The organism is Amycolatopsis sp. 2-15, from assembly GCF_030285625.1.
Classification (GTDB): Bacteria; Actinomycetota; Actinomycetes; order Mycobacteriales; family Pseudonocardiaceae; genus Amycolatopsis; species Amycolatopsis carbonis.
The window spans coordinates 4004372-4022136 of sequence record NZ_CP127294.1 but is presented as its reverse complement, the minus strand read 5'-3'; the positions used below and the strand labels follow the sequence as shown (position 1 = coordinate 4022136).

Here is a 17765-nt window from a genome sequence, read left to right as displayed (position 1 = left end):
GGTCTGGCCCAGTGCCCAGCTGCCGGGCTGCTGGGAAAGTCAGCGGGAACTGAGAGGGGCAGGGATGAAGTCAGCTTTCGCCCTCCTGGCCGGGTTGGCCGGCTCCGCGGCTCTGTTCTATTTTGGCACCGGGCTCGCCCCGGTTGCCGCGCTGACCTGGCTCGCGCCGTTGCCCGTACTGCTGCTCGCCCCGCGCGTGCGGCAGGCGAGCGCGCTGGGGGTGGCGTTCGGCGCATACCTGCTCGGCACGAGCAACAGCTGGGGATTTCATGTGCATTCCCATGACGAACCGATGCTCCCGGTCGGCCTGGTGATCATTTTAGGCATGTCGCTGACGTTCATGCTCGTCGTCTGGCTTTTCCGGGCGCTGGTGGTGCGTGGCCGTACTCTCTTGGCCGCAGTGGCCGCCCCCGCCGCGTGGACGGGTGTTTTGTACATCGTGTCCGTCACGAACCCGATGGGGCTGGTTGGGACCCGCGCCAACGATCAGGGCGACGTGGCGTTGGTACTGCAGACCGCGGCCATCGGTGGGATGTGGATGGTCGAGTTCCTGGTGATCTTCGTGCCCTGCGCGGTCGCGGGGCTGGCTGCACCCGGTGTGCCGAGAGGAGCCCGCCTGCGCACCGCGACCGTGGCCGTGGTGGTTGTCGTGGCCGCTCTCGGGTTCGGTGCACTGCGCCTGGCGGGCACCGGTGGCGCACCACAACGCGTTGCGGCCATCGCACCCAATCAATACTCCTGGGCGCCGCCGGTCAGCGAAGCGCTCGTAGCCGGCTACGTGCGCGAGATCGAGAGCCTGCCGACTGGGGTACGGACCGCGGTGCTGCCGGAAGGTGCGTTGGCCGTCGAAGGGGCTGCCCCCGCCTCGCTCATCGAGCCGATGCGCCAGGCCGCTCAGGCGCGCGACATCGACATCGTGCTCGGCTTCGTCCAGACCGAGGGCCACGCGCATGACAACATCGCCCTGGTCTTTCCCGCGGACGGCGGAAACCCGGTGCGATACCTCAAGCAGCACGATCTCGTAAACCCGCACGGACACGATCTGGTCTTTGCTCCGGGAACCCGAACCGGTATCGAGATCTGCGCCGACCTCGACTTCTCCCAGCCGAGCCGCGACTACGGCACGGCGGGCACCACCCTGCTCGCGGTTCCCGCCTCGGACAACAACGAGAACGGTTGGCAGCACAGCCGCACCGGCCTGCTGCGGGGCGTGGAGAACGGGATGCCCGTGGCATGGTCGGGTCAGAACGGCTCACTGATGATCGCCGACGGCTGGGGGCGGGTGCTGGCGCAGGCACACACCGGCGGGCCAGCCGCGTTCACCACGATCGTGGCTGACGTCGCGGGCCCCGGGCCGACGAGCTACAGCCGTCTCGGCGATTGGTTCGCCTGGCTCTGCCTCACCATCGCCCTCGGTGGCCTGATCGCCGCCCTGCCCATCTCCGCGAAGCTGGGGCGAGCTCGCGATCATCGGCGAGTTGTCCGGTCGGCAGCTGAAGGTGGCGAGGGAGCAGGCCGGAGCGCGAAGCCGAGGTAGGTCCCCCCGCACGCGCCCGCAGGGCAGGCCTGCGGTCGCGGTCACCCACCATGCGGGCTCGGTGGACGAGGCGTGCCACGGCGCGATTCGCAAGCTCGAAAGCGTGCTGGATACCCAGTCCGGACGGTCGGACCACCGCAAGGGTGGGGAGTCCATCCGGCACATGACAGAGGACGGTCCGCGGTGAGGCGCGCAGGCTCCCGAGCGGGTTCGCTCGATGCTCTGATCTTGACCACGATTCTCGTTTGAGCGACGCTGCGCGGGGACTATCCCCGTCTGGCGCGGCAGTCGGCTGACGAGGACAAGGGCGAGCAAGGAGATCGTGAGCGGCAGCACAGGGCTGTTGCCACCGGGAGGGTCCGCCCGCGCGGCAACAACGCGCGGGGAGTCTCGGTCACAACGTTCCTATCCATTCGCTCGGCGAACCCAGGGACGGTCACCCAGCACACCTGCACCGGGTCACACCGGGCCGGTGTCGTTGCCGGTCGTGTTACCTCGGCCGAGTGTGTCCAGGGCGTCGGAGATCGCTTCGGCTGACGGCCAGCCGAGCTAGTAGCTCCGCCCGGGCTGTGATGGGCCAGCGACTGGCCCTGGACCCGGCTTGAGCACGACCGGGCATTGTTGTAGCCAGCCACCCCGGAGGGGCCCACCGCTCCGGCCATACCAGGCCGACCTCGACACCGTCCAACTGAGGAAAGACCTTGGGCAGGCCGAGGCGCTCCGAGCCGCCGACGGTCGTGGCCGCCCGGTTCACCCCGGCGTCGTGGAAGGTGGGGACCCGCTTGACGGCGCGCTCGTCGACCGCCCGGGCAGGACTCTCGAGCACGGGCAGCAGTCAGCGAAAGCGTCTTCGGTCGCGGCGCCACTGATTGGCCAACGATCAGCTGTTGGATTTGCTCGTCGCCGAGCTGTCGCCGTCGAGGCCGGTCCGGTCCCGCTGTGCCTGTGGCGGCTGGGTATGTCGAGGCTGGGGGCTGCTCACGGAGCTATTCCAGGGCCCTGACCTGGTCTTTCGGATTGCAATAAGCTCCCCAGGTCCACACTCTAGGGCGTTCACACCGCGCCAGCCGGCCCACGTGACCTGTTATCCCAGGTCCGACAGGGTGACCGGTGCGTGACCAACACGCCAGCGAAGAGAGAGCGGGACTACCGGCGCCAACCTGGCGTCCGGGGACGGCGTCGGTGACGGCGGAATCGCACCCCACCACCGGTGCTCCAGAGGTGAGCAACCGCTCCTCGACCTCGGGCGCCAGGTGTGAATAGGTCTTTACGACCCGGTTGTCCAGGTGATGCCGAGCGGTCGCGCCTGCGCGCTCTCTTGGAGCCGGGCGTAGTCGCCGGCGGTGCGTGTGGCGTCGCTCATCGACTCCGCGGTGCCGACGTAGCGGTCGCTGGCGTGGAGAAACGAATGTCGCGCGCACGGTGCAGATCAGCCTCAGACAGGCCGTGGACAGTGGGGTGCGACGTGGGATGACTGAACAGCACCTGCGGGACCGGTGTCGTGACGTGGCGGGAATGTGCGTACGTGCGTAACAGAGAAACTCCTCGGTGATCAGCCGACCGACGAAGGTGGCTGGTGAAAGAAAAAGTGATAGCCAGCCGCAGCGCGAATCATGTATCGGCCGCTGCGACGGTCACAGGTTGCCGGTGATCGGACAGCGTCGTCTTCGTGACCTGGGTCGGAAGCACGACGCGAACCTGCTCGTAAGAGGTTACACCCCTCCGGCCAGTGACCGCCGACCAGGGGAGGCCGTGACCCCTTCCGCTTGACGGTCTCCCTGCAGGTGTGCTCCACTTATGATGGTTGAAGATTTTTGTGTTCGTTTCTCTTATGACGCCCGCAGAGGTTTTTGGCGGGCGGTGTCTCGATGTCCTTCCGGCTCCTGATTTCCGCGCTCGCAGCCCGGTCGCCTCGTCCGAGGTTATGCCGCATGTTCGACGCGACAAGGAGTTCGTGTATGTCCCAGGGCACTGTGAAGTGGTTCAATTCCGAAAAGGGCTTCGGTTTCATCGCCCCCGACGACGGCAGTGCTGAGTTCGTCCACTACTCGGAAATCACCGGCGGCGGTTTCCGCAGCTTGGACGAAACCGCCCGGGTGCAGTTCGACATCGGTCAGGGCAATCGGGGCCCGCAGGCCACGGCGGTGTCGGTCCTTTGATTACCACCGCAGCGGCCGGCCCAGACACGGCGACACGGCCGGCTGACCGCCCCGCCGCAGCGTCCGGTTCTCCGGCGGCCCGCGAGGTGTCGGCCATGACGTCCGCGTCTACCGGGAGAGACGCGGGACCAGCGGCCCGTTTCGCCGCAGCCCATGACAATGGCCTGCGGGAGCGCGATGAATACCGCGAGCTCGCCGCCCGCACGGTCACCCGGATGGCCCACGACCGGACGGACAAGGCTCTCCTGCTGTCCATCCTCGGCCTGGAACCCGCAGCGGACACCGGCCCGCGGGACCTCGAGCCCGCACTCGCGGAGTACACCCGCCAAGTCGCCGAGCAAATCGGCGTGCCCGCCGACGCGGTGACGTACGAGGTCACCGACACGGCGACCGCCTATCTCGGACTCACCCGGCGTACCACCGATCTCCCGCGGCGCGACCTGATGCTCGTCTGGGACGAACGACACGGCTGGTACATCGCGATCGAGCCACGCGGAAACGACCAACCGCCAGTGATCAGTCATCTCGGCATCCAGATCGCGCCACCCCCGGCCACCGTCGCGAGGTTCGTCGCCGACGTGCTCCACGGCCGCAGGCGCGGGCAGCTCAGCCCGCTACCGCCGCTGCTCGACCGGGTAACACTGGCAGCACAGATGGCCGGAATCCCGGCGTAACCGCGCAAGTCGGGTCGCACCGCCGCCGGCCTTCAGCTGGGGTTCACTTCTCTCGGGAACGGTTTCGGCTTTCTGGACAACACTTCCTTGGTGCTGGCGCAGCAGTCAGGGCTGGGCGTGTGGAGCATCGGGACTCCTGTGGCCGTTCTGCGCGCTCATTGTGCTGGGCGAGGCCGGCGACCAATTTCCCGGCGTGCCCGGTTCCACCACGATGGACGACTCGATGCTCGTGAGCGCCCAGCCAACCGCCGGCTACGTCAGCGTCGCCCTGGTCAACGGCCGCTGCGTCCACGGCCCCTATCCGCCGACTGCTTTCACAGCCATCGGTGGGAATCAGCGCTTCCAGCCGGAAACCGCAGCCACCGCAGACAGCTCGAGTTTCCGCCGCGACGCGATCGTCAAGTCTGGCAATCCAGGTGGATATTGCCTCCACGTCACAGAGGACCCAGGGTGCCGTACACGGCACCCGGGGTCCTCAAGGGTTGGGTTTCACCATTGTCAACCGGCGTGACCGCCGGCGTCGCCGGCCAGTCCAGGCTAACTATCCCGAAGTTCGACTCGTGATTGACAAATGGTTCGGGCCTTCACACCTGCACGTCAGCCTTCTTCCGGAGGCGAATCCTTCAAGGCTGGCAGCACGTCAACCCCGTCGACCACACGCAGCTCGACCACTCTTACATTCCTTCCAGGTCGTCGCCATGACAGCTGGTCGATCAGCACGCGGCTCGAGAAGGCAGGCCAGAAAACGACCGTTGTTGCCGAGGGAAGTACATCGACGGCATCAGCGGCGGCAAAAGTGCCGACCATGCCCTCTCCAGGCAGAAGATCAGCAAATTTGCGGCGCCTCTCAGTAACGCGTGTTTGGCCGCTCACCACGTCCCCGCCAAGCAAGCCAAAGACGTCCAGATAGTCGCTAATATAGTGAGCCTCTGTGCTGGTTTCGACCATAACGACGCAGCTACGTACTTGGCCGAAAGCACGATCGACCTCAGCCTTTGTGGCGACGAGCCAGGAGTCGATCGCAGTGCTCTCCATCCGCTCCAACAGCGCCCAAGCGCGCTCTACAATCTCCGGCTCTTTGTCGGGGTCGGATGCCAGGACCAGTAGCTCTCGGTGCAATGTTGGCCAGCTGCGGGACAGGGATCGCCAACGCGCACCCTTACGCACCGCTTCCTCGCGTAAGAGCGCAAGAACGTCGTCGCGTACTTGTCGCTCCTCGGATGATTCTTGAAGGAAGACAACCTTTGCGACCATGACGCCACGTTCGATGAACTCCTCGCGAGTCATCTGCCAGATCACCGGCCCCGCCGTGGCGTGGTGGGGCAACTCCTCAATGTGGACGAGGGAGATCACTCTGCCAGCGTTGGAATCGAGATTCTGTATCACTTCGGAATCCTGGCCGCCACGAAGATGATCGTGCACGACCAGCGCCGGGCGCAATCCGAGCAAGATACGGCGACTTGGCCCGTGCTCCGCAGCAGCACTCGTGGTGATCAATACGTCAGCACACAGCTGAGAGCCGTCCAGGACGTCAAGCGCGATGGGAGCCAAAGGCGTCGCCTCGACATCTTCCTCTTCGCGCAGGCGTTCGGCCCACTGGTCAGCCTCAACTCGGGTTCGCGTGAGGATCACAACCAATCCCGACCCGGCGATCGAGCGGATGTAGCGCTGGATCGCACGACGCACTCCCACACCAGCTGGAGCAGCGACGATCCCGGTCCGGGGACCATCCGCGGCTTCCAGAGCACGGAGCAAGTCGGCCTGATGAACCCACAGCGCGATCATCGGTCGCCATCCCGGGTCCGAATCTTACGGCGCAGCCAGATGGTAGCGTTCCGCAGTTTTTGCAGATCTTCCGGCGAGGCAACTTCCCGAAAATGGAACACCTTGTTCCTGATCTCGATAACCGGCTCCACCGTGATGCGCACAAGCTCCCGGTTCGCGCGGAACTGAGCCTTAAAGAAACGTCCGAAGTTGGAGCCGTGCAACAAGACTGAGATCAGCTCTCCTAGGGTCAGGTCCTCGAATCGCTCTCCCGAGCCATCGGGATGCCCGGGTAGGGCGAGTCCCAGCGCCTCGACCAGGTCATCAGCCGTGCAGACGTCACGCATCAGGTCCCGAATCGCGAGCTCGATGTCCTGCAACAGGATGAACGGCCGCGTCTTCGACCAGAGGAAGCGTTCAGATCATCCGTAGTCACCACCGCGATAAGGTTTTCTTCGTCGCCGACCAACACCGCGCGGTCAGCTTCCAAAGAGCCCAAGACGGCGCTGATCTCGTCGGCACTGCGGACAAACTGCAGGTCCTCCACGAGGTCGTCAACGGGCGCGACCAGCGGGTCGTCCTGGGCACGCAGGTGGGTCAGCCCGCGCGCCAGCGAACGGTAGGTGAAGGTGCCGATCACACCGCCACGCGCGGTGAGCACCGGGAGCTGGTCGAAGTCCCGAGCGCGCATGGTTTCGAGCGCGTCGCAGACCCGAGTGCCAACCGGCACGCTCACCACGTCCTGGTCAATCGGTACCAGCTGGTTCACCCGGAAGAATCCCGGAGTGGTCAGCAGAGCAGACGCCGGAAACAGGCGATCTGCTGATGCGGCCACGGACGACTCCCTCAGGTCCAACTGAGAGGATTCTAGCGGGCACGCTGGCACACCGTGCCTGTCCGCCGGTTCACGTCACCCGCGGCCGCCACATTGACCCTGGCAACCCACCTCGAGGACCGGGGCAAGATGGCCGCCGCCGGTGTGACACACCGGTTCTTCCAGGCGGCCGGCAGCCTGGAAGACTGCTGGTGGCGCGATGCACAAGCCGTATCGCCGCGTCCAGGAATTCAGTCCGGCGGATAGCGATCGAGCTGGGCAGCGGACTCGTTGAGTTCACGAGCCTCGATCAGGAGTCGGTCTAACAGCTCTCGGTCCACGCTCCAGCCGAACAACGAGCTTGCATGAGGGCGTTCCTGAACCGCTACGACACCGGGGTGTCGGCCGGGTCGCCGTGTCCGTGCTCGGTCACCACCACCCGGAGATCGCCTTGGCGTTTGCGCGAAAGACATCGACCGCTTGGGCCTAGTCGCTATACCGAGACACGGTCAGCTCCAACCCATTGCCACAACCACACCTTCGTGTACAGAACCGCCGATCGGTGTAACACGAGGTCGAAACCTGCGACTTAGTGCAACAACTGATCAAGTCGAGCCCTCGGACCGGGTTCGGCCTAAGGAGCGCACGGGTGAAGCTAGTGCCGTATCAAGCAACGTTGGGTAGGTAATCGGGGCGGCGGATTTTGGAGTTGATGGCGAAGTGGCGTTTGGGGTGGCTGTGGCGGTTGCGCCAGCGGAGGTAGCCGGTGATGGCGGCTTCCTGGGCGGCGTGGCTGGGGTAGTCGCTGCCGTCGAGGGTGAAGTAGCGGACCGCGGTGAACTCGCACTCGATCCAGTTCAGCCAGGACGCGTTGGTGGGTGTGTAGATCAGTTCGATGTCGTTGGCCGCGCACCAGTCCCGGACCTCGGCCTTGCCGTGTGGTCCGTAGTTGTCGCTGACCAGGTAGAGCTTCCCGGTCGGGAAGCGGCGGCGCAGTTGCTTGCAGAAGTCGAGGAACTGCGGCCAGCGTTTGCGGTCGCGGAACCGGTAGAACATCTGCCCGGAGGCCAGATCGAGCGCAGCGAACATCTGCCGGACACCCTTGGTGCGGGTGTAGGTCGCGCGCTGCCGGGCCGGGCGGCTGCGGGGAAACCAGCCGCGGCCGGGGCGGGGTTGCAGGTTCAGCGGCCCGAACTCATCGACACAGATCACTCGCCCGTCGGCGGGTGGGTGATCGTAGAGGTCGAGGATGCGGTTCTTCTTGGCCACGAAATCGGGATCCTTGCTGGCTTTCCACGTCTTCGTCGCCTGCCATGACACGCCTGCCTTGCGCAGGATCTGCCGGACGGTCTCGGTGCTCGCCCTGATCCATGCGTGTTCGGCGAGGTAGGCGACCAGCTTGGTCAGGCTCCAGGTCGTGAACGGCAATCCCAGCTCGGCGGGCTTGCAGGCGGCGATGCGGCTGATTTGATCACGGGCGGCCGGACCGAACTTACGAGGTCGACCGCCCCTCCATTTTGGGGACAACGCCGCGAACCCGGACTCGTTGAACGCGTGGATCACCTCCCGCACATAGCCTTCGGTCGCGGCGAACATCGCCGCGATCTCCTTCGCGGACCGGCCTTGCGACGAGGCCAGCACAATCCCGGATCGTCGCAGCCGCACCCGATCCCGGGCCGACCTCGTGATCTTGACCAGCCGCTGGGCCTCCTCCGGCTCCAGCGACCGCGCGAACACCTCCGGCTGACGCGCCACCAGCCTCACCTCCACAGCCAGCCTCGCGATCACCGGCCCGGATGTCCACACGACACGATGACAACGTCAACGTTTCTTGATGAGGCACTAGTCGAGGTCGAGGCGCAGAACTTCCGATCGCTACGGGACGTGCGCTTACCCGTGCGGGAGTTCTTGACCGTCGTGATCGGAGAGAACAACGGCGGCAAGTCCAACCTACTGAACGTCATCCGGCTGGTGACCGACCCGCTCGACGGGAGGCGAGACCGGTACTGGGATGTCGATGACGTCGCGCGGCTGCCCGGCGCGTCTTCGGTGACCCTGTCCGCCACGTACGCGTTGACAGCACGAGAGCAGCTGGGCATCTACAGCCAAGGCCTGCTCGAGGACATGACCTCGGTCCGCTACCAGGTCTCCTACCTACCGCCGATCGGGACAGAAGTACGCGGCAAGCTGCAGTGGACCGCTGGGCAGGGCCGGTCCACCGACCGCGATCCGGAGCCGGAAGCCCGGGGACGGCTGCGGCACGTCTACCTACCACCACTGCGCGACGCGCAGCGCGAGCTCAACTCCGGCTCCGGGAGTCGGCTGCGGGTCATCTTGCACTACCTGCTCGCCGAGCTCGGTATCGGCGAAGGCGACTTTGTCGGAGAAGTGCGGGACACGTTGGACGCGGTCAGGACCAGCTCGCGGGCCGGCAAAATCCTCGGCGCTGCGGAGACCGCGGTGCGCACACCACTCGCTGACATCTCGGCCGGCGCCAGTCCGCAAGACGCGGACGTATCGTTCGCCGACCCGACGCTGCTTTCGATCGCCCGTTCTCTACGCATCCGGATGAACGACCACGGGCTCTCCCCACGCGACATTGTCGGTTCTGGACTCGGCTATGCGAACCTGCTGTTCATCGCCACTGTCGTCGCGGAACTGCGTGCCGCCCGCGATCACGACCTCACGGTCTTCCTGGTCGAAGAGCCGGAAGCGCACCTGCACCCGCAGCTGCAGACCTTGCTTGTCGAATACCTGCGCGACGCGGCAGTGGCCTCGGCAACGGAATCGGAGATGCGTGAGCACGCCGGACGCATCCAGGTCATCGTCACCACACACTCACCGTTGATCACATCCTCCGCAGCTGTCGAGGACCTCGTCGTTCTCAAGCGCAAGCCCGTGACCAACGCGGGGCAGCAGGAAGCGCTCGACGATGCTGAGCCGCCGTCCCCGGCCACTGGCCTGCCGCAGCACGGCCAGCTCAGTCTGTTCGAGACGAAGGCGATCCCGCTGAGCGAGCTTGACTTGGACGGTGGCCACGCGAAGCTGAAGCGGTATCTTGACGCGACGCGCAGCGCGATGCTGTTCGGCCCGCGTGTCGTGCTTGTCGAGGGCATCGCCGAGTCGCTTCTGGTTCCGGTATTCGCTCGACAGGTACTGCATCGACCTCCCGCGACCCCTCTCTTCCCAACCGTGCACGATGGCAAGCCAGCCGAAATCGATGCGACCGCGGGTGAACGTGCCAGCTGGGCGCGGTTTGTCGGCACCACGATCGTCGCCATCGACGGGGTCGACTTCGTCCCGTACTTACGTGTCTTGCTCACCGAGTTCAACGGCGGACGCGTCGCCGAGCGAGTCGCCGTGATCACCGACCAGGACCCCACCGCTCCCGGGGATCGACGCGCCGCATTGGTCAACCTGGCCTCTGACCTCGGCGCCACCGACAAGGTAAAAGTCTTCGTTGCCCAGCCAACGCTTGAGCCTGAGCTGCTTGCCGCTGGTGCTGTCAACCGCGAGGTGATTGAGAAGATTTTCACGCTGCGCCGCAAGCAAGCCGGCCCCAAGGCATGGGCGAGATTGAAGGACTTGACCGACCGCGCCGCGATCGACGCCGCTTTCCTGGACGAGTTCACGCAGCTGAGGCTCCGCAAGGGCGACTTCGCCCAGGACATCGCGCAGCTAAGTGTCGATCATGAGGGTTTCACCGTGCCGGCCTACCTCGCAGACGCGATCCGTTGGATCTCGGAGACGTAGCCGTGGCAACTCTGGAGCAGCGGCGTGCCGCAGCCCGTGACCGACAGCAGCGCGCGATCACGCAGCCAGCTCCGCTGTACGTGCAAGCGTGCCCAGGCGCGGGTAAAACCCGAGTGATCGTCGACAGGCACCTGACGTCCACACGCAGCGGTCACCGCGGCCGCGCGGTCCTGTCCTTCACCCACGTCGCGTGCGATGAAGTGGTCCGACGATGCCGCGACGCAAGCCAACCCCACCTCGCTACTTTTCCGAACTTCGTAGGCACCATCGACACGTTCCTCTGGCGCTACCTCGTCCGCCCCTTCCTCAGCTCGGACAGAACCTGGAACCGCATCGACTCCTGGGACCGCATCAGCGCCACGGTCGAGGTCTGGGACGGCAAGATGCCGCACACCTTGCGGTTGAGCGACTTCCAATGGAGCCGTGAACCGGACGCAGCACACTGCCGCGCGCAGCTGCTATTCAAGGTGCGAAACGCGAAGTCGTACAAGACCCTGGAGAGCAAGGGATTGCTCGACGCGGCCGCCGAACAGGCAATCCACCGACGTAACGAGCTCGCCCGGCAAGGCCACGTCACCGGACACGAAGCTCGCATCCGTGCACTGCGTGCGCTGCGCGAGCAGCGCAACGACGCAATAGCCCTCGTCGCCGGCCGATTCGACGAGATCGTCATCGACGAAGCCCAAGACTGCTCGGGGCTCGACCTGGCGATCCTCGCCGAACTCAGGGACGCAAATGTCCCCCTGGTGTTCGTTTGCGACCCCGACCAGGCGATCTACGAGTTCCGCGGGGCGCAGCCCGACCGGGTCCGCACCTTTGGCGAGTCTCTAGGGTCCAGCATCGACCTCGTCGGCAACTGGCGAAGCAGCGCCGCGATCTGCGCGCTCGCAGCCACCCTGCGCCCGGCGTCAGTCACCAGACCCAAAGATGATCCAGTAGGACCGAACCACGCGGAACAGGATGGAATCCTTCTCATCCCAGCGGACAAGGCACAGGACGTCCACGCCCTCGCCGCGTTCAACGCCTACGCCGAAACCAGGGACATTCCCGCCGAGCATCGGCTTGTTCTGTCGCACGCTGCGGCTAAGCTGCCCAGCACTGCGCAGAACACCACGCTGACACCTCCGGACAACTATTCCGCCCGAGCGGCCTGGGCAGTCCGCATCATGGCCTCCGACACCGCCCCCACGACCTTGCGTGAGACCGCAACCGAAATCCTCGAGCGCACCATCCTCCGCTACTGGTACACCGACACGGACACCGAACTTCGCACCGTCGGTACAGCCTGTGAAAGCCTTGGCGTCGAGCGGTCACGGCTACGGATCCTGGCCGCGCGGATGGCCTCTGCTCTGCCCAGTCCCGACTCGACACCGTTCGTTGACTGGTGCGCGGCTGGCAACAGCTATCTCAGGACGATCCCGCCTGACCCCGCAATGACCCGACGCGACAACAGCGGAAGTCTCCGCAACAGCGCCTCAGCAGCAACGGTCGTGCAAGCGCTCAGACGTGGCGCCGAACCGACCCCGGAAACCCGCATCCGCGGCAGCGTCATCCACCAGGTCAAGGGCGAGGAAGAAGACGCCGTCCTCGTGGTGGTCCCAGACGACGCTCGCACCGATGCTCTCGTCGACGCCTGGTTTTCCGGAGTCCACTCGGCCGACGTCGCCGAAAGCCTCCGCGTGCTCTACGTGGCAGCAACCCGAGCACGTCGCCTTCTCGCTCTTGCACTGCCGACGGCGCACTGTCACGAGCTTGCCGACTACCTCAAGACCAAAGACGTCGCCTGCGAAGTTCTCACGCCGCTAACCTGACAGGCGCCGGTCGGGAAGGCAGCAACGCCCCAGGCCAGCGCCGGGCGCGCGGCACAGTTCCCCGATCACGGGCGATCCGCGGTCAGCACGACCATCGGATCGTCGGCATCCCCGACCCTTAGAGCGTGTCTCGTTTGGATCTTTCCCACTGGCCTGCGATGATCTTGTGCTGTGATCGACTCGCTGTCGCAACGGCTGGTGCCCGATGAGTTGTGGGCGCTGGTGGAACCGCTGATCCCCGCCGGCAAGGGAGCGTCCGCAGGGTGGTGGGCGTGCGCGGACGGATCCGCGCGCGGTGTTCACGGCGATCGTGTTCGTGTTGACCAGTGGTTGTGCGTGGCGGCATCTGCCGCCGTCGTTCGGTGTGTCGGTGCCCACGGCGCACCGGACGTTCACCGAGTGGACCGACGCGGGACTGTGGCGGCAGTTGCACCGGGCGGTTTTGGACGAACTGGGCGGCCGGGGACTGATCGACTGGTCACGCGCGGTCCTGGACGGGGCGTCCGTCAGGGCAAAAAGGGGGCGGACTGACCGGCCCCAGTCCGGTCGACCGCGGCAAACCCGGCTCGAAGATCCACGTGCTGTCCGACCGGGCCGGCCTGCCCCTGACCGTCGGAATCTCCGCGGCCAACACCCACGACAGTCACGCACTCAGGCCCCTGATCAACGCGCTGCCGGCCATCCGCTCCCGCCGGGGACCCCGGCGCCGGAAACCGGCCAAGCTCCACGCCGACAAGGCCTACGACATCCCTGCCCTGCGCGACTGGCTGCGCCAGCGCCGGATCCTCCCGCGCATCGCCCGCAAAGGCATCGAATCCCGGGACAAGCTCGGCAAACATCGGTGGGTGATCGAACGGGCCATCGCCTGGCTGTTCGGCTACCGCCGACTCACCATCCGCTACGAACGCAAAGCCGGCCACTACCTCGCCTTCCTCACCCTCGTCGCCAGCATCACCTGCTACAAGAAACTCACCAAATGAGACAAGCTCTTACCCGGGCCAGCCGCTGCAAGCTACAGGATGGCGGCCTCGAACTTCTCGTTACAAGCAACGCCGAATCATGTGCTCGCGAGGAAGATCAGGCACGTCGTCGGCATTGCGTGGAGACGCGCGATCATGCCGGTGTGCGTAGGTTCGACCTCGCCATTGGCTGCCACACCATCTACATGCGTGAAACGTGAGCCGCGAGCTGGACCAGGACGCCCTCCTTCAGGGTTTCGCATCAAGGTCAGCCATCAGCCGGCCCGTTGGGTGTCCTGCTCGTCTGCGGTCGCCTCCTCGACGATCTCCGCGATGTGGACCGTGTCGTCGCCCAGGGCGGGGTCAACACTCTCCGTGTTTACGGCGACATCGACCGTCTTCAAGTTGTGTTTCTCGCGCAGGAACCGCTCACGGTAAAGATGCTCGGCGTCACTGGTCAGGTTGGACAGCAACCGCGCGTTGAGGCCGGCGCCGATCGCGATACCGAGGACCGGCACGGCCTGTCCGAGCTTCTTCTTCGTCAGCTCCGTTGCGGATCGCTCATAGAACGCTTTGACGATCCGCGTGACGCCGTTCTTGTTCAGCTGTTCCCACGTCGCCCTGCGGGCAAGATCGTTCACGACCTTGTTCAACTGGACGTAGGCGAAGCTCTTGCCGGTCTGCTGAGCCATCCCGAAGTTGAGGACGCCGAGCGCAAAGACCCGCTCCTGCGGCAACTCGGTGTCGTAGCCGTAGTACGCGGCGGTGTGGGCGATCGCCCTTGTCATCGCACCCAGCACGAACACGGCGTCGGCCGCGATCGTCGCGGCGACCGTGCCCGCACCGGGTGCCGCACCGGCGCCCGCGCCGAAGACGCCGCCGGCTGTCGTGAGCAATTCGCCGCCGGAGACCGCCAGGCCGGCGCCCGCGCCCTCGACCGCGCTGAAGGTGGTGTAGCTCAGCCCGAGACGAGGTTTGGCCTTGTCGATGTCAACGAGGTCGAGCTGGTGAATGTCGCTCAGCTCGCTGACAGCGTGCCCGCGCTTGGCATAGGCCGCGACGACCGCCTTGCGCCGCAGCGTCGCCTCGCTGGCCTTATTCACCAACGTCAGCAGTCCGTCGATCGAGTTGTGGACGATCGCAGTCAGCTGATCCACGCCCGGCACTTGCTCCAGCCGTCCCTTGGCGATCTGGCCACCCCTGGCCATCCGATCACGAACGCGCTGCGGCACCAGACGGCGCTCGCTGACCGCCAACCGCTCGCTACGCCAGCGCTCGATGTCCTGCCACGCCGCAAGCTCATACGGGCTCATCTGCTCGATGCCCATGACCACCCCTCGATGACGAACCGCTCCGACTTCTGCGGCGAACTCATGGGGCATGGTAGGCGTTCACATTGCCGACAGCGCCGAGCAGTCGACGACGAGGAACGGCGGGAGTTCGATCGTCTGGGCGGCGGCCTGGGTCTTCGGCTACTCAGCCACCGCCTCGACCCCGACTTGCCTAGCGCGCCTACGATCACCATCACCCATTCTGGAGTCAGAAAAAGGTCGAGCTGCGAGCTGCACGAGACCAACCCGGCGCAATGGCGGAGAATAACGTAGACGCATCAGCGATTGTACTTAGTATGTATGCGTCATTGCACTGAAGGCATTAATGGGTTACCCCGTTTCCAACACGCTTCGTAGTTGAACGTAATACTCGACATCCTGACGACGACCGCTGATCCGGGATCGTCCATGCACAGAATCACCCCTGCGGTCGGCAAGATGTATCCGGCGTCGAAACTTGGCGAGACCAGGTGCCTGTCGTGCAGACGTGGAACGTCCGAATACGCCATCACGCGCGCATCGACACCAGCGATACCTTCGAGTGACCTGCCAATATCGCGTCGCACATTTGCATAGTCATCGACGGGCTTGCCGAGCAGTCGGACAGGGGCGTCGGTCGCGCTCCTCACATCCTTCAGGAAGCGGGCCAACTGGTCGGGCTTCTCGTAGACATAGCGGTCCACCCACAGGGCATTGGGTACGTCGTCGAGCAGTTCGGCGAACCGGGCGACCGAGTCGGCCCTGGCCTTGGGCCAGCCCGGGTTTCTGCGCCGCAGTTCGGTCAGCAACGTCGACTGCGTGACCGCCCTCGCGACTTCGTATGTCCCGTCGGCCTCGGCGCCGAGTCCGCGAAGTGCTTGACGGCCTGCGCCATCGGCGTCGGAGAAGCTGCGGCCTCCTAGCAGTACGCGCGCCGCGTCCGAAGGCAGGTCACGTATATACGACGGGGCGTTCGCCGAAACGAAATCCGAGACCGCGTCCGGACCAGAAAGCGCACCGGAGCGGAAGGCAGCGTGCGCCAGCGATGTCGCGTCTCCGTAGTACGAGCGCGCTTGATCGACAGTCAATCCGAGGACCGCCGCATCCTCCTCCGAGAGTCTTGGAAGTTCGATGAAGTCCGCGCGCCCGAGAAGTGGGCTGCCGCTGACTCTCAAGTCGAGAGCGTCCGCGTAGCGGCTGGTGAACAACGCTCCGATATCTCGGCCCCCCGGTCCGTCGACCAGCTGACCATAGAGCTGCGAGTGCAGTACACCACCCCGCGACTGCCGGACCGCGTTGCCATAGCTGTCAAAGACGAGCTGGGCGCACCTGTGCTCGGCCAGCCGACGCTCAACTTCCGACCGCAACAGTGCGTGTTCCTGTTTTTGGTTTGCGTCATTGACTGCTGCGCCGTCGAAATAGAAGGCGGAGTTGCCCAGCTCATCAGCGATCGCCTTCGATAAGATCGTCTTGCCCGAACGGGGCAATCCTCGGACCACCAGCAGACTCCCGTCGATGAGTCGACCGGCGATGTGGTGCACCCAAGCCTGTTCACTGGGCAGCAGTTCAGCGCGAGACACTACCGACCGCCCTCTTCACGGCGCGAATCCTAGGCTGAAGCGTGTCCTGCCAAAGTAAACCGTAGGGCGCAGCGTGCGCAATCTGGCTCACGTCCTCTTGGATCAGCTCGCGTGCGAATTCCGCTTCCTCGGTATCGGAAGACCAAAGCTGTTGAAGCAAAGCGGCCTCGCCCGGGAACCATCCGCCGAAGGATTCCAAGATCTCGGCTGCCTGCTGAAGTGGCGTACCTGAACCCGTCGTGTTCGTCGCCACCTCGACCGCCTCCACCGTCATGTTCCACGGGACTTCACCCCGTGGACGATCCATCGCGGCGAGCGAACATGCCTTCCGGGTCAACAGCGGATGCCCCCCGTACTCCGCGTAGAGGAAGTCGATCACCCGGTAGTCCCGCACGCGCACACCCATTCGACGACCGAGATCACGCACCATCTCGGCCATTTCGTCCCGGGACAGCGGAGCCAGATAGTGCAGGCGAACGAGCTTGTACAACAGGTTGTCCGTGCCGTTGGGCAGCAACGGCGTTTCGAAGATCGCCGGATCTACTCCCGCGCAGACAAGCACGATTTCCGCACCGGGACGCGCGCCCTGGATCATTCCCCGCAATTGGGTCAGCGCAACGAACAGTTGCGCCGCTTCCTGTTCGCCGAGGTAGGACCGGACGGGAAACAGCTGGTCCACCTCATCGATGAAGAGCTCGACGGTGACGCCGATGAACTCGGCAAGCACTTCCACGTCGCGGAGCCAGCTCTGTCGCACCAGAGCACTGTCTGTCGTCACCTCTCCGCGCCGGGAGATGGTTCGCAGTCTCGGCATCGAACCTTCACCCGCGGACGCCTTCGCCGCGGTGAACATGCCTTCCAGGACGCGGCCCCGGAAGTCGTCCGCCCCCGTCACGCCGCTGATGTCCAGCCAGACGACCGGCTTCCCGGCCTCGCGCCGAAGGTCGCTGACCAGATTCATCAGCGAGGTCTTCCCAGCCTTTCGCAGGCCGAAGATCCCGACCGACTGGCGACGCTCGATCGCGGCGATGATCTGGTCACGCTCCGCGCGGCGGCCGAAGAAGCCACTGGCGGCCCGAACCGGCGCCGTGATGTCGTAGTGGTCGACGGAGGTGAGCACCGAAGACATCCGGTTTCGGATATCCGGTGCGTCCGTCGCAAGATCGGTCAGCAAAAGGTTGATCGCGGCGAACTCACCTCGCCGCCGGCGAGTGAGCGCGTCGACCAGAGGGTCGAGGCCGGCGATCACCATCAGGCCGGGGTCGAGCCGGGCGTTGCTCCGAATTCGCTGTTGCACCTGCTCGAGCAGGCGAGGTTCGACTTGCTTGTACTCCACGTAGACCAATTGGATCTCCGCGTGAGCGTCGAACATCTCGGCTACGTATGCAGGTAGCGTGATGTTCA

The 17765-nt window shown here is 65.2% G+C and carries 12 protein-coding genes and 1 pseudogene; 6 read left to right on the top strand and 7 right to left on the bottom strand.

What is annotated here, in order from left to right; genetic code table 11:
- Positions 1 to 64: 64 nt before the first annotated feature.
- The 3 genes from QRX50_RS19995 (at position 65) to QRX50_RS19985 (ending at position 4370) form a co-directional block, all read left to right on the top strand.
- Positions 65 to 1537 (top strand): nitrilase-related carbon-nitrogen hydrolase, encoded by a 1473-nt coding sequence (locus QRX50_RS19995; RefSeq protein ID WP_285973451.1) that lies wholly within the window; start codon positions 65 to 67, stop codon positions 1535 to 1537.
- Positions 1538 to 3495: 1958 nt separating this feature from the next.
- On the top strand, positions 3496 to 3696 hold the full coding sequence (locus QRX50_RS19990) for a cold-shock protein (protein ID WP_285974509.1): 201 nt from the start codon (positions 3496 to 3498) through the stop codon (positions 3694 to 3696).
- Between the two features lie 95 nt (positions 3697 to 3791).
- Positions 3792 to 4370, top strand: coding sequence for a DUF6292 family protein (locus tag QRX50_RS19985; RefSeq protein WP_285973450.1), 579 nt, complete (start codon positions 3792 to 3794; stop codon positions 4368 to 4370).
- A gap of 597 nt (positions 4371 to 4967) precedes the next feature.
- Here the strand turns inward: QRX50_RS19985 and QRX50_RS19980 are convergent.
- From QRX50_RS19980 to QRX50_RS19965, 4 genes are all read right to left on the bottom strand, one after another.
- On the bottom strand, positions 4968 to 6155 hold the full coding sequence (locus QRX50_RS19980) for a hypothetical protein (RefSeq protein ID WP_285973449.1): 1188 nt from the start codon (positions 6153 to 6155) through the stop codon (positions 4968 to 4970).
- A complete protein-coding gene (locus QRX50_RS19975) occupies positions 6152 to 6514 on the bottom strand; it encodes a hypothetical protein (protein ID WP_285973448.1) in 363 nt (120 codons plus the stop codon). The genes QRX50_RS19980 and QRX50_RS19975 overlap by 4 nt, the downstream gene beginning before the upstream one ends.
- Entirely contained in the window at positions 6481 to 6969 is a 489-nt protein-coding gene (locus QRX50_RS19970) for a CBS domain-containing protein (protein WP_285973447.1), read from the bottom strand. The genes QRX50_RS19975 and QRX50_RS19970 overlap by 34 nt, the downstream gene beginning before the upstream one ends.
- A gap of 645 nt (positions 6970 to 7614) precedes the next feature.
- Positions 7615 to 8703: an IS630 family transposase gene (locus QRX50_RS19965; protein WP_285973446.1), complete on the bottom strand. Its 1089-nt coding sequence runs from the start codon at positions 8701 to 8703 to the stop codon at positions 7615 to 7617.
- Between the two features lie 57 nt (positions 8704 to 8760).
- Here QRX50_RS19965 and QRX50_RS19960 point away from each other — a divergent pair, with 57 nt between their 5' ends.
- From QRX50_RS19960 to QRX50_RS19950, 3 genes and pseudogenes are all read left to right on the top strand, one after another.
- Positions 8761 to 10701 carry an ATP-dependent nuclease gene (locus QRX50_RS19960; protein ID WP_285973445.1) on the top strand — a complete coding sequence of 647 codons (1941 nt, stop codon included), beginning with the start codon at positions 8761 to 8763 and terminating at the stop codon, positions 10699 to 10701.
- A 2-nt stretch (positions 10702 to 10703) separates the two neighbouring features.
- Positions 10704 to 12512, top strand: a complete 1809-nt coding sequence (locus QRX50_RS19955; protein ID WP_285973444.1) for a UvrD-helicase domain-containing protein — start codon at positions 10704 to 10706, stop codon at positions 12510 to 12512.
- A gap of 183 nt (positions 12513 to 12695) precedes the next feature.
- Positions 12696 to 13492, top strand: a pseudogene (locus tag QRX50_RS19950) (IS5 family transposase); the annotation flags it as partial.
- A 254-nt stretch (positions 13493 to 13746) separates the two neighbouring features.
- On the opposite strand, the gene QRX50_RS19945 reads toward QRX50_RS19950, so the two are convergent.
- The 3 genes from QRX50_RS19945 to QRX50_RS19935 all read right to left on the bottom strand — a co-directional run bounded on the left by QRX50_RS19945 (position 13747) and on the right by QRX50_RS19935 (position 17733).
- Positions 13747 to 14799, bottom strand: a complete 1053-nt coding sequence (locus QRX50_RS19945; RefSeq protein ID WP_285973443.1) for an EcsC family protein — start codon at positions 14797 to 14799, stop codon at positions 13747 to 13749.
- Positions 14800 to 15107: 308 nt separating this feature from the next.
- Complete coding sequence (locus QRX50_RS19940; protein WP_285973442.1) at positions 15108 to 16322, bottom strand: KTI12 family protein; 1215 nt, start codon at positions 16320 to 16322, stop codon at positions 15108 to 15110.
- Between the two features lie 25 nt (positions 16323 to 16347).
- Complete coding sequence (locus tag QRX50_RS19935) at positions 16348 to 17733, bottom strand: nSTAND1 domain-containing NTPase (RefSeq protein ID WP_285973441.1); 1386 nt, start codon at positions 17731 to 17733, stop codon at positions 16348 to 16350.
- Positions 17734 to 17765 lie beyond the last annotated feature (32 nt).

What these genes read in the sequence shown, in the direction of transcription:
- QRX50_RS19985 (WP_285973450.1), top strand. Translation starts at nt 3,792, where the DNA reads ATGACGTCCGCGTCTACCGGGAGAGACGCGGGACCAGCGGCCCGTTTC.
- QRX50_RS19935 (WP_285973441.1), bottom strand. Translation starts at nt 17,733, where the DNA reads ATGTTCGACGCTCACGCGGAGATCCAATTGGTCTACGTGGAGTACAAG.
- QRX50_RS19980 (WP_285973449.1), bottom strand. Translation starts at nt 6,155, where the DNA reads ATGATCGCGCTGTGGGTTCATCAGGCCGACTTGCTCCGTGCTCTGGAA.
- QRX50_RS19995 (WP_285973451.1), top strand. Translation starts at nt 65, where the DNA reads ATGAAGTCAGCTTTCGCCCTCCTGGCCGGGTTGGCCGGCTCCGCGGCT.
- QRX50_RS19945 (WP_285973443.1), bottom strand. Translation starts at nt 14,799, where the DNA reads ATGGGCATCGAGCAGATGAGCCCGTATGAGCTTGCGGCGTGGCAGGAC.
- QRX50_RS19960 (WP_285973445.1), top strand. Translation starts at nt 8,761, where the DNA reads ATGACAACGTCAACGTTTCTTGATGAGGCACTAGTCGAGGTCGAGGCG.
- QRX50_RS19990 (WP_285974509.1), top strand. Translation starts at nt 3,496, where the DNA reads ATGTCCCAGGGCACTGTGAAGTGGTTCAATTCCGAAAAGGGCTTCGGT.